This window comes from Devosia submarina (assembly GCF_003056345.1).
GTDB classification, from domain to species: Bacteria; Pseudomonadota; Alphaproteobacteria; order Rhizobiales; family Devosiaceae; genus Devosia; species Devosia submarina.
In genome coordinates this window covers 343,090-355,164 of sequence record NZ_PYWB01000003.1, presented here as the reverse complement: position 1 = coordinate 355,164, position 12,075 = coordinate 343,090, and the positions used below count along the sequence as shown (strand labels likewise).

General features: G+C 61.2%; 12 protein-coding genes. 3 read left to right on the top strand and 9 right to left on the bottom strand.

Annotation, left to right across the window (positions count from 1 at the left end):
• Nucleotides 1-470: 470 nt before the first annotated feature.
• The 6 genes from uvrB to DDE77_RS06335 all read right to left on the bottom strand — a co-directional run bounded on the left by uvrB (nt 471) and on the right by DDE77_RS06335 (nt 6,650).
• A complete protein-coding gene (uvrB, locus tag DDE77_RS06360) occupies nt 471-2,834 on the bottom strand; it encodes an excinuclease ABC subunit UvrB (protein WP_425430730.1) in 2,364 nt (787 codons plus the stop codon).
• A 530-nt stretch (nt 2,835-3,364) separates the two neighbouring features.
• Nucleotides 3,365-3,934 carry a peptidase inhibitor family I36 protein gene (locus tag DDE77_RS06355; protein WP_108396588.1) on the bottom strand — a complete coding sequence of 190 codons (570 nt, stop codon included), beginning with the start codon at nt 3,932-3,934 and terminating at the stop codon, nt 3,365-3,367.
• Nucleotides 3,935-4,063: 129 nt separating this feature from the next.
• On the bottom strand, nt 4,064-4,723 hold the full coding sequence (locus DDE77_RS06350) for an SH3 domain-containing protein (protein WP_108396587.1): 660 nt from the start codon (nt 4,721-4,723) through the stop codon (nt 4,064-4,066).
• Between the two features lie 147 nt (nt 4,724-4,870).
• On the bottom strand, nt 4,871-5,536 hold the full coding sequence (locus DDE77_RS06345; protein WP_108396586.1) for an SH3 domain-containing protein: 666 nt from the start codon (nt 5,534-5,536) through the stop codon (nt 4,871-4,873).
• Between the two features lie 121 nt (nt 5,537-5,657).
• A complete protein-coding gene (locus DDE77_RS06340; protein ID WP_108396585.1) occupies nt 5,658-6,041 on the bottom strand; it encodes an acyl-CoA thioesterase in 384 nt (127 codons plus the stop codon).
• Between the two features lie 15 nt (nt 6,042-6,056).
• Nucleotides 6,057-6,650 (bottom strand): thymidine kinase, encoded by a 594-nt coding sequence (locus DDE77_RS06335; protein WP_108396584.1) that lies wholly within the window; start codon nt 6,648-6,650, stop codon nt 6,057-6,059.
• 385 nt (nt 6,651-7,035) lie between these two features.
• Here DDE77_RS06335 and DDE77_RS06330 point away from each other — a divergent pair, with 385 nt between their 5' ends.
• Nucleotides 7,036-7,425: a DUF2147 domain-containing protein gene (locus tag DDE77_RS06330; protein ID WP_157959696.1), complete on the top strand. Its 390-nt coding sequence runs from the start codon at nt 7,036-7,038 to the stop codon at nt 7,423-7,425.
• Between the two features lie 25 nt (nt 7,426-7,450).
• On the opposite strand, the gene DDE77_RS06325 is transcribed toward DDE77_RS06330, so the two are convergent.
• The 3 genes from DDE77_RS06325 to DDE77_RS19415 form a co-directional block, all read right to left on the bottom strand.
• Complete coding sequence (locus tag DDE77_RS06325) at nt 7,451-8,371, bottom strand: DMT family transporter (RefSeq protein WP_157959695.1); 921 nt, start codon at nt 8,369-8,371, stop codon at nt 7,451-7,453.
• Between the two features lie 153 nt (nt 8,372-8,524).
• Nucleotides 8,525-8,818, bottom strand: a complete 294-nt coding sequence (locus tag DDE77_RS06320) for a hypothetical protein (RefSeq protein WP_108396581.1) — start codon at nt 8,816-8,818, stop codon at nt 8,525-8,527.
• 174 nt (nt 8,819-8,992) lie between these two features.
• Nucleotides 8,993-9,181: a hypothetical protein gene (locus DDE77_RS19415; protein ID WP_157959694.1), complete on the bottom strand. Its 189-nt coding sequence runs from the start codon at nt 9,179-9,181 to the stop codon at nt 8,993-8,995.
• Nucleotides 9,182-9,327: 146 nt separating this feature from the next.
• Between DDE77_RS19415 and DDE77_RS06310 the strand changes: the two genes are divergently transcribed.
• The gene (locus DDE77_RS06310) at nt 9,328-10,395 is read left to right on the top strand and encodes a LacI family DNA-binding transcriptional regulator (protein ID WP_108396579.1); all 1,068 of its coding nucleotides are present in this window, start codon (nt 9,328-9,330) and stop codon (nt 10,393-10,395) included.
• A gap of 57 nt (nt 10,396-10,452) precedes the next feature.
• Nucleotides 10,453-11,655 (top strand): pyridoxal phosphate-dependent aminotransferase, encoded by a 1,203-nt coding sequence (locus tag DDE77_RS06305; protein ID WP_108396578.1) that lies wholly within the window; start codon nt 10,453-10,455, stop codon nt 11,653-11,655.
• Nucleotides 11,656-12,075 lie beyond the last annotated feature (420 nt).

Sequence of the window (12,075 nt, the reverse complement as noted above, 5' to 3'; positions counted from 1 at the left end):
ACGGAAGTAATCACTTCGACCCGTCGAAACGGCTCATCGGCACTCTTGGACATAGTCGTACTCATAGGCGTATGCCTATGCCTTATCAGCTATGCCACATGTCCGGTCAAAATAGGGTGCGCTCCACGACAAAACTCCCGCCAACGGGGTATACATCGACAACTGCACTTTCCGAGGTTGTTCATTTAAGCGGTTAACGATCGTAGTGCCGCAACTGGCCTACGACAATTTTGCCTACCTGGACTGGCTCAACTGGTTGAATGTCGAAGATGTAGAGCCGCAACTTCCTGGCCTTCATCTGGAAGAAGCTCCAGAAGTGGAGTCGACTACATTACTTCCTTCCTAAGTCTGTAGTCCTCCCGTGACTGTTTTGCTGCTAGATCCCGAACTGTTTGCAACAACAAGCTCCACAACTTGAAGCTTACATTTGGACATGCTCGAGGGTGTCGGCCTAGCTAATGGTGAGGTGATCAGGAGACTTCGCCGCTCAACGTATCCAACTCCATCTCCCGCAGCCGCTTCACCTCGTCCCTCAACCTCGCCGCCTTTTCGAACTCCAAATTCGTCGCCGCTTCGCGCATCTGGGCTTCCATGTCCTTGATGACGGCAGCGAGGTTGGCGCCGACCTGGATCTGTTCCTTTCCGTCGCGGCCTTTGCCGATGCTGACCGTGACGTGGTCGCGTTCGGCGACGGAGTCCACGATGTCGTGGATGTTGGAGCGGACGGACTGGGGGGTGATGCCGTGTTCGGCGTTGTAGGCGAGTTGTTTCTCACGACGCCGGTTGGTTTCGGCCAACGCCCGTTCCATGGAGCCGGTGGTTTTGTCGGCGTAGAGGACGACCTTGCCATCGACGTTGCGCGCGGCGCGGCCGATCGTTTGGATCAGGGAGGTTTCGGAGCGCAAGAAGCCTTCCTTGTCGGCGTCGAGAATGGCGACGAGGCCGCATTCGGGAATGTCGAGGCCTTCGCGCAGGAGGTTGATGCCGACGAGGACGTCGAAGGCGCCCAGGCGCAGATCGCGGATGATCTCGATGCGCTCGATGGTGTCCACATCGGAGTGCATGTAGCGCACGCGAATGCCCTGCTCGTGGAGGTATTCGGTGAGGTCCTCGGCCATGCGCTTGGTGAGGACGGTGAGGAGGGTGCGGTAGCCCTTCTTGTTGGTCTGGCGGATCTCGTCGACGACGTCATCGACCTGCGCCTTGGCGGGGCGGATTTCCACCGGCGGGTCGATCAGCCCGGTGGGGCGGATGACCTGTTCGGCAAAGACGCCGCCGGTCTGCTCCATTTCCCATGAGCCGGGGGTGGCCGAGACATAGACCGATTGAGGGCGCATGGCGTTCCACTCCTCGAAGCGGAGGGGGCGATTGTCCATGCAGGAGGGGAGGCGGAAGCCGTATTCGGCCAGGGTGGCCTTGCGGCGGAGGTCGCCGCGGTACATGGCGCCGAGCTGGCCGATGGTGACGTGGGATTCGTCGACGAACACTAGGGCGTTGTCGGGCAAATATTCGAACAGGGTCGGTGGTGGCTCGCCGGGCTTGCGGCCGGAGAAGTAGCGCGAATAGTTCTCGATGCCGGCGCAGGAGCCGGTGGCTTCCATCATTTCGAGATCGAACAGTGTGCGCTGTTCAAGGCGCTGGGCTTCAAGGAACCGGCCGGCGCCGTTGAGCTCCTGCAGGCGAGACTGCAGCTCCTGGCGGATCAGCTTGATCGCCTGGTTCATGGTGGTGCGGGGCGTGACGTGGTGCGAGTTCGCGAAGACGCGGATAAAGGAAAGGTCGGCCGATTTCTTCCCCGTAAGCGGGTCGAACTCGGTGATGGCCTCGATCTCGTTGCCGAACAGGGTCACGCGCCAGGCGGCGGCTTCATAGTGGGCGGGGAATATCTCAACCGTATCGCCGCGCACGCGAAACGTGCCGCGCACGAAGCCGGTGTCGCCGCGCTTGTACTGGAGGGCCACCAGCTTGGCGAGCAGCTCGCGCTGGTCGATTTTTTGGCCTTTTTGAACGTCGATCGTCATGGCGGTGTAGTCTTCCACCGAGCCGATGCCGTAGATGCAGGAGACCGAGGAGACGATGATCACGTCGTCCCGCTCGAGGATCGCCCGCGTCGCCGAGTGGCGCATGCGGTCGATCTGCTCGTTAATGGTGGATTCCTTTTCGATATAGGTGTCCGTGCGCGGCACATAGGCTTCGGGCTGGTAGTAGTCGTAGTAGGACACGAAATATTCGACGGCGTTGTCGGGAAAAAAGGTCTTGAACTCGCCATAGAGCTGGGCGGCGAGAGTCTTGTTGGGCGCAAGGATCAGCGCGGGGCGATTGGTCTGGGCGATGACCTGGGCGGCGGTGAACGTCTTGCCCGAGCCGGTGACGCCGAGCAGGACCTGATCAGTCTCGCCATTGTTGATGCCTTCCACGAGCTCGGCAATGGCAGTGGGCTGGTCGCCGGCGGGCTTGTAGTCGGTGACGAGGCGGAAGGGCTTGCCGCCCATGCGCCGTTCTAGCCGGTTCTGCGCCTTGTGCGGCACCCAGGGGGAGGAGCCTTCCACTTCCTTGCGGCCATGGAGGATGATCTGCTCGAGCGCCTTCACCGTGGCGGTGATGCCGACGGTCTGTGCGTTCTCCAGCGACTCGCCCTTACGCGCCTTGTTCTTCTTGATGGAGGCGTCGAGCGCATCCAGCATGTCCGCCTTCTTCTGGGGATCGCCAATCATGCCTGCGACGGTCTTGGCCGAAGGCATGTGGTTGAAGCCAGCCTGGGGCGCTTCGCCCATGCCGTCGAAGTCCGGGCGGACGACGGAGTTGATCTTGGTCTTGTTGGGCTTTGCCGCCATGCCGGTGACGGTGTCGTGCGAGGCCTTGCGGGTGCGGCGCTTTTCTAGCGGGGTCTTGGGCTCGGCAGCAGCGGCTTTCTCGGCGGCTTCGGCGCGATCCAGCGCGCGCTTGTTGCGCATCCTTTCGGCATAAAGCGGCTTGCTCGCGGCGAGATCCTCGGCCTTTTCGATCTCACCCAGGAAATCGTCGATAGAGAATTCAGCTTTGCCGGGGCGAGCGGATTTGGAGGCCATGGGTAAACACCGTGCGCTGGGGGAGCTCAACAGATGGGGATCATAGCAGGGAAATGCAATGTTCCCGGCAGTGTACCGGCAAACGAACGGAGAGGGAACAGGTGGTGCTGACAGGGGGTGTCAGGATGGTGTGATCGGGTAATATTCCCCCACCTAGCCTCCCCTTGGGAGGGGGAGGGACAGATCTGGGCTTTCCTTCGTCACCACCCGACTTGTTCGGGTGGTCCATGCGATGGCTGGGCGGAACTGGATTGCCCGGACGAGCCAAGCAATGACGACGAATGGAGGGCAGTGCGTCAGTATACCCGAACCGACGTCAGATTGCGGCGGAGGTATTGGTCGAGCACGGGTTGCGAGACGATGATGCGCTCGCAATAGCTCTGGAAGAAGCGGTCGCGGCAGGCGGCGACGGAGACGTTGCCGATCAGTTCAACGGACTGGAACTGGTTGTCGAGGTTGAGAAGGGCAAAATCCTGCACCACGCGACCCGTTTCGGCGCAGAAGCGGAAGCCGGTGTAGTTGGTACCGCTATAGAAGCAGACCTCGCCCGGGCCACCGGCGGGGTAATCGGGATTGATGCCGCCGGGCCAGTCGGTCGGAGTCTTGCCAAAGGCGATGCGGTCCTTGCTTGTCCAGCCGCGGCCGCCGGGGCCATCGACAAGGCACCAGAGGCGCTGGCAGCGCAAAACCTTGATGGCGGCGTTCTCCGGGATTTCGCCTGTCGTGTGATAGGCCGTGCCAGGGCCGGAGCTCAGCACCAGGGGGCGTGTGCTCCAGGCGTGGGTGCCCGATTCCGAATAGGCCAGGGCAGGGGCGGCGAGCCCGAGGAAAAGAAGAAAGGCGGCGAGAAAACTGGGGCGACGCATGGGAGTTTTCCTGGCTGAACGATGATGTGGCTTAGCAAAACCATTGGCTGATACCAAGAGCAACGAAAAAAGGCGCCAAACGATGCTGGCGCCTTTTCTTATTCGTAGATCGGCCAAGAACCGACGGGTTTAGCGGACGCGAACCGAGACGATGAAGTCGTCGAACTCACCCAGCGAAGAGGCTGAGGTGGTGTAGGTGCGGCAATTACGGAAATTGCGCTCGGAGCAGACCTGAACCTCCAGGCCATCGGGGTTCTCGATGGAGGACGCCCGATCGGCAAATGCGCCGAGGTTGCGGATGCTTTCGCCCTCTGCAATGCAATAGCTTTCGCCACGGAAGCGGGTGCGATCATAAAGGCAGACTTCGCCGGCAAAATCGGGCTCTTCGATCACGGGCGGACGCGGACGGCGGGGATTGTCATTGCCGCCACCGACGCCAATGGTGATCTCCGGGCCGCCATTGCCGCCGAAGTTGAACGAAATACCGGGCTGGGTCGGATTAACCGGGCGCCCGCCGGCACTGAGATAGGTGGCCGAAACCCAGCCGTCAGGGCCTGGCTTGCTGATGAAGCACCATGAGCCCTGGCACTGCTGCACATCCACCTGCGTGCCGCGCCGAACAGTGTCGACGACGCCGTAATTGGTGCCGGGGCCGGAGCGCACATTGATGTTGCTGGTAACAACGCCGGGCGCTGCATAGGCGGCCGGCACAAACACGGCAGCGGCTGTTGCAGCAACGGCGATCCCCGTCGCCACATTGAGCAGCATCTTGCGGGTATTGCGCTTCATAGATTGGCTCCTGAACTGGCGAACCGCGCTTTTGGGTGAAAACAAAAGAGGCGGCGCGCCGGATGATTATTGATCGGCCAAGAAACGAAGGCAGAAACCAAAGAGTTCCGCCCGCGCTGAAATGTCGAGCTAGAACTCGATGCTAGCTCAGTAGACTTCCACGGAGGATGCGCGCCGGTCAATGTCGGAGGGGAGCCGGCCGGTGTCGCGGCGCAGGGTTACGCAGGCGCCATAAAGATTGCGGTCGCTGCAAAGATCTACCTTGGCGCCACCGAAGACTTCCACCGAGCGGATCCGGTTGTCCCAGGTGCGGAAGCGGGCAAGTTCTTCACCTTGCTCCAGGCAGAAGCTGGCGCCCCCGAAATTGCGTTCGGCATAGAAGCAGGCGCCGGCATCCTGCTGCTCGGGGACAGGGGCGGGGATGGTAGGACGCGGCGGCCGCGGCCGGTCGGGACCCTGATGGGGCCGGCCAGAACCAGGCTTGGACCAATCCGGCTGCGGCCAATTGGGCTGAGGCTGAGTGGGCGGCTGTGGCTGAGGTTGTGGCTGTGGGCTGGGGAGCGGGGCGTCCACAAGGTATTGGCTGGAAACCCAGCCGGAGAGGCCGTAGCTCGAAATCTGGCACCAATCGCCGCGGCACTGCCCCAGATCTACTACAGTATTGCGCGGAACGGAGCCGACCGCCCGGTACTCGACGCCCGGACCACTGCGCACATTCACATGGGCTGTGACGGTCGCGGGTGCCGCAAAGGCGCCCAAGGTGCTGGCCAAAAGCGACAGCGTAGCAACAAGGCCGAGACGAACGGATTTCATGAGCTTTCGCACTCCAAGCGATGGGCCACTTGCTGGCCTGAACTGGTCCTGTTTTTACGTAAGCGCATGTGAACGCTGGCTGAACAGGGCGTTTAGGAACAGCTTGGTAGGCGTCGGCAGCCTATTGTTCGATACGGCGCTTTTGCCCGTCTTCGCCTAGCGCCACATAAACAAAGCGTCCTTCAGTGACCTTGTGGCGGCCTTCTAGGCGCCGCCGCGCCCAGGCCTCGATGGACACGGTGACCGATGTGTTTCCCACCCGTTCAATGGACGTGTAGACGCACAAGACGTCGCCGACCTTGACCGGGGCAATAAAAGTCATGGCTTCCACGGCCACGGTAACGACGCGGCCCTGGACGCGCTCCACGGCGGCGATGGAGCCGGCAATGTCCATCTGGCTCATGACCCAGCCGCCAAAAATGTCACCGGCCGGATTGGTGTCGGCCGGCATGGCTAGGGTACGGATGGTGAGGGCGCCTTGCGGCTCGGCTTGCGTGTCGTTCATGCATGAACTCCTTGTTCAGGGCCCCAGAACCGGCCAGCGGCCCACCGCTTCTTCCCAATGCTTGCGGCACAAGGAAACATAGACCGATTTTTCGATGGAAACCTGCTCTCCTTCAACAAGGACGCGGCCATCTGGGCTTTGGCGCACCACCATGGTCGCCTTGGCACCGCACTCGCAAATGGTGCGGATTTCGCGCAGCACATCGGCAATTGCCAGCAGTTCTGCGGAGCCGGGAAAGAGCTTGCCACGGAAGTCGGTACGCAGGCCAAAGCACATGACCGGGATCCTGAGGCGGTCGCTGACTCGGGCGAGCTGCCAGACCTGTTCGGGCGTGAGGAACTGCGCTTCGTCCACAAAGACGCAGTCGACCTTGCCTGCTTCCGTGTGGTCGCGAATGGCGAGGTAAAGGTCATCCTCGGCGCGGTAGAGTTCGGCGGGTTCGCTGATGCCGATGCGGGAGGAGATGAGGCCGACGCCGTCAGTTGCGTAGAGCGCCGATGTGTAGAGGAGGGGCCGCATGCCGCGCTCGCGATAATTATACGCGGCCTGCAGCAGCAAGGTCGATTTGCCGGCATTCATTGCCGCGAAGGAAAAGTAGAGCTTGGCCATGAGCAGGGCATAGCGCGGCCGGCGGCTGGGATGAAGGGGCTGGTGACCGGGATCAACAGGTGAATGGATGTTGTGCCTGCCGGGTAAGCTTGCAGGCCCGGATGACACTCGGGTCGATGAGGGGCAAGTGAAGCGATCCAGTTCGTAAAAAAAGGCCACCCGGTGGGCGGCCAAGTGCCGATTGGTCGGCGGGGAAGGGGTTGGCAACCGCTTTCCGCTGGGGCCAAGCGTACGTGGGCACGTAGGCTCGGCAGTCCCGGCTGCATGGGAAAGCCGGGATGGCTGAAGGCTATTGCGTCCGTGTGACGCCGGCATGACGCCCCTGTTCAGCCGGTATTCAGATGAAGGCGGACAAGGTGCTGGCAGTTCAGGCAGGAGTTTGGTTATGCGTTTCCTTCGATCGGTTTTTGCAGCGATGGTTGTAGCGGGCTCCATCATGCCCGCAACAGCGGCGTCGCCGGATGGAGTTTGGGAGCTGGAAACGCGGGACACGCGCATCCAGCTCAATACCTGTGGCGATGGGCAGCAATTATGCGGTGCGCTGGTCTGGCTGTCTGACGCTGACTACAACGAGCGCTATAAGCCCTTGCTCAACAAGCCAATGATGGAGCGGGTCACGCAGGTCAGCCCCACCCAATGGCGCGGCAAGATGCGGTTGTTCGGCCATTCGGCGCAGGGCACCATTACCCAGGTCAGCGAGGATCAACTGACACTCGAGGGCTGTGTCCTTCTGGTCGTCTGCAAGAGCTACCAGATGTATCGGCACGGGAAATAGGACGCCGATTCCGCCTCAATACCCCTTACGCAGCAGTGCTGCCGATAGGCCCCAGGGTATTGCGGCGCTTGCGCCGGGCGAGCATGGGGGGCAGGGCTTCGACCATAACGATGGCGGCGAACAAGAGCGTGGCGCCGGCATAGCCGATCGGGGTCAAGCGCTCCGCCATGAAAATGGCGCCGCCAAGCGCTGCGAACAAGGATTCCGAGGACAGGATGATCGCGGCATTGGCCGCGGGTACGTGTTGCTGGCCGACCGCCTGGAGCGAGAAGGCAATGGCGGTGGAGAAGATGCCGGCATAGGCGATCTGCTGCCAGCCCGCGAGGATGCCGGAGAGATTCGGTGTTTCAAGAATAAAGGCGAGGATCAGCCCGGCGGCGCCCACCAGAAGGAAGCTGACGCTGGAGACAAGAACCGGCTGGCCAGCCGTGCGCATGATGAAACCCAGCATGATGACCTGAATGGCCCAGAACACTGCGCCAACGACCACGAGGCCATCGCCGCTGTTGAGCCGGTCGAGCCCGCCGCCATTGAGATAGTAGATCCCGACAAGCGCCAGGGGAATGCCGATCCAGACGATCGCGTGCGGCCAATTGCGGAACAGGAGGAGGCCGATCAGCGGCACGAACAGCACATAAAGGCTGGTCAGGAAGCCACCATTGGTGGCCGTGGTGGTCATCAATCCCGCTTGCTGCAGCCAGGCGCCAAGAAAAAATGCCATGCTCATGGCGAACACGAACCACCATTGCCGCGCAGAGAGGCTCTGTGGGGCGCGGCGCGCGAGAAGCAATGCCAGGGGCAGGATGACAATGCCGCCCAGGAGATAGCGCACCCCTATAAAGGTGAGCGGGCCCATGCTGTCCATGGCCGATTTCTGCACCACAAAGGCAAAGCCCCAAAGAGATGTGCAGATCAGCAGGAGGAGGATGGCGATGGGGCGGGACATGGGCGCTTCTCGGGCCAGAGAGAGGTCTGCTGATGGATGGTGCTTGAAGGGCTTCTGGATAGATGAAGGATCGCCGAAAGCATAGCCTGCCAGAAGCCGAAAAGAAAAAGGCCGGCGCAAGGCCAGCCTCTAAGTCACTCTGCTTTGGAGGAATCAGTTTTCGGCGTGACGATCCGAAAGGGGAGGGCGACGGCTTCTGGCGGGTAGTTCGGCAGGAACGGCGCCGCGCAGCACCATTCGCGTGACTTCAAACATCACCGCCAGCACCAGAATGGTCAGGGGGATCATGAATACGGCGATCTGCGTGTCGGGCTGTTGCGCAAGACTGGCAGCGGTGGCGGGTGTGACACCCGCGATGAGCCCCGTTGCAGCGCCAGCGACAAGGAGGAGCGAAGTCGCAACGGCGTAGGGCGTGAGCTTCCGCTTGGAAGACGTAGTTTTTTGCATGGGATCAACGTCTTGGTTTGTCTTGACGATGAGCAGAGTAGGCCATCCGATTGCGGTTCGAGTTTGTATCGAATGGGGTTGGTTCCAGACCATTTCAGGGCATAAATGTGGCGCGTGTAATGCACTGGTATTGAGAAGCAGCCGGCATTGAGTGGTTGCGCCGGCTGCAGGACTTCAATCATAGGCATGAACACCGAGGGAGTGGCGGTGGGCGCCTATGCGATGCAGCAAGAACTTGAGCAGGCGATGGACGATGATGAGGTGACCCGATTGGGGCGCCTGCTGGGCGCCTTGAACCGGCCCGGCTTCCTGCTCCCAATGCTGATGGTAGTATCCTCTATACAAATAGCTTGCGGGAATCATACTAGCGCTCCTTGAATCGATTCAATTAGGGCATGCAGAAGCTTGTTGAACCGGTTCAAGATACGCCTGCGACACCTGAAGTCAAGCGGAGATTTGAACCGGTACAAAACTCCTGCTATGATGCGGTTTTAAGGATGAGGACTTAGGTGGCAGCACAAGGCGACAAACCCATCAAGCTGCGGGACGTGGCAAAGGCTGCCGGCGTTTCGCAAGGCACGGCATCGAATGCTTTCAGCCGGCCCGAAATCGTGCGCGAGGAAGTGCGCGAGCATGTGCTTAAGGTCGCAACGGAACTTGGCTACAGCGGACCAAGCATTACCGGCCGTCTGCTGCGGGGCGGCAAGGTCAATGCGGTGGGCGTCGCTGCCATCGAGCCGCTCAGCTATTTCTTCGAGGATCTCTGGGCGCGCCATCTGATGGCGGAAATTTCCGAGATCTGCGATGCGCGTGGGGCAGGGGTGGCGCTGGTTTCGGCGCTCAGCGGTGAACGGTTGGACTGGAACATCCAATCTGCCCTGGTGGACGGCTTTATCTTGCTGTGCGTCGAGGGCGGCGAGCGTCTCGTGGAACTCACCCGACAACGGCAATTGCCCTATGTGGCGCTGGCGATCGGTGCAGCCGACAATTCCATCCCCGCCATCGGCGTCAACAATCGCGGGGGCGCCCGAATGGCGGCCGAACACCTGCTTGCCTTGGGTCACCGGCGGCTTGCCATCCTGTCGACCGCCTTGAGCGAGAAGCATCAGGGGCCGGTCACTGCCGGGGAGATCGACGCTGCCGTTTATTCCACCTCGAGCACCCGTGTGCGCGGCTACTGGGACGCAATGGACGCCGCCGGCATTCCCCGCGTTTCCGTCCCCATCCACGAGACGCGGGAAAGCCGCGCCAGCACAATTGCAGCTCTGGAAGCTATCTTTGCCGCGGCCGAGGTTCCGACGGGCATTCTTGCGATGTCGGATATGGTCGCCATGTTTGCCATCGACTGGTTGATCCAGAACGGGTGGTCAGTGCCTGGCGATGTCTCGGTGATCGGCTTTGACGGCGTGCCGGAAGCGGCTTTGTCCACGCCCAAGCTCACCACCATTGAGCAGCCCATGAAGGAGATTGCGCGGCTTGCCGTCGAGGCCGCATTGGATGGCACGCAGGTAACGGGGCGCCGGGTGTTGGAGCCGCGGCTGGTGATCCGCGAATCGACGGCGTCGCCCCGCGATTGATCTGTTGCCCGTGGTCGCAGGAGCCCTTATCAATCCGGGCGTTCATGGGAGGCTTGATTGGCGTTTTTATCTGATGCCCTGGCGCGGGTTGCGCCCTCTGCTACGGTTGCGATTACCCAGAAGGCGCGTGTTCTTGCCGCAGAAGGGCGCGATATCATTGCACTCGCCGCTGGCGAACCGGATTTCGACACTCCGCAGCATGTACGCGATGCTGCCGTTCGGGCGATGAACGAGGGCAAGACGCGCTACACCAATGTGGACGGCATTCCCGAGCTCAAGGAGGCAGTGGCCGCCAAGTTCCGTCGCGACAACGGGCTCGATGTTACCGCTGCCGATTGCTTTGTGTCCTCGGGTGGCAAGCAGATCATTTTCAATGCCATGATGGCGACCCTTAACGCGGGCGACGAAGTGGTGGTGCCGGTGCCCTATTGGGTCAGCTATCCCGAGATCGTCCGGCTTTGCGGAGCCGAGCCCGTGTTCGCGGTCGCGGGTGCATCGACCGGGTTCAAGCTCAGCCCCGAGGCGCTCGAAGCAGCCATTTCGCCCCGAACCAAATGGCTGATCCTCAACACGCCATCCAATCCGACCGGTGCGGCCTATACAGCGCAGGAGCTCAAGGGCCTGGCGGAGGTGCTGATGCGGCACCCCCATGTACACATTCTGACCGACGACATTTATGAAGTGCTGGTTTATGACGGGGGCAGTTTCACTACCATTGCACAGGTGGAGCCAGCGCTTCAGGCGCGCACGCTCACCATGAATGGGGTGTCCAAATCCCATGCCATGACCGGCTGGCGCATTGGCTATTGCACGGGACCCCGCCCGCTACTTGCAGCCATGACAAAGCTGCAGGGGCAATCGACCACCAATCCAAGTTCTATTTCGCAATGGGCGGCGGTCGAGGCGCTCAACGGGCCGCAGGAATTCTTGGCTGAGTGGCGGGAAGTGTTCCAGCAAAGGCGCGATCTGGTGGTGGCAGGGCTGAACGCCAATACGGGGCTCGATTGCCTCACGCCGGAGGGGGCATTCTATGTGTTTCCCTCGTGCCAGCGCCTTCTGGGCAAGACGAGCGCCGGTGGCGCCCGGCTCGGAACGGACGAAGATTTTGTTATGGCTCTGCTCGAAGAGACCGGCGTGGCACTGGTGCATGGTGCAGCGTTTGGCCTGCCAGGGCATTTCCGCCTGAGCTATGCGGCGAGCAACAAGGAACTGGAAGAGGCTGTACGGCGCATACAGGAGTTCTGTGCCGGAATTCGGTAAGGACCGCCTGGCTGTCGCCGGAACGGCTCTACCCGCAAGCATGAATCGGGGGTCGAACCCGGGACAACAGGGCTATGGAGCTGCGGCTCCAGCATTACAGCAGATTGCTTTGGCGCTTTGCTACAGGGCCTTAGATCCCGGAAGAAAAAGGCCCCGCCCGAGGGGATGGGCGGGGCCAGGGGTCATCGGCCGAAGCGTCTGACCTTGGAGGGAGCGGCACCACGAATGCCGCCTGATCACGCGCAAAGATGTGGACCTGCCGTGACATTGGCGCAAATGCCGAATGGGAAGTGCAGCCATGCAAATTTCGTGACGGCCAAAAAAAGAGGCTCCAACCGAAGTTGGAGCCTTATGATAGGGCCGAAGCCAAATCTACAGTAATGGCCCGATGCAAGGGAGGAGGATATGCACCAAACCGAG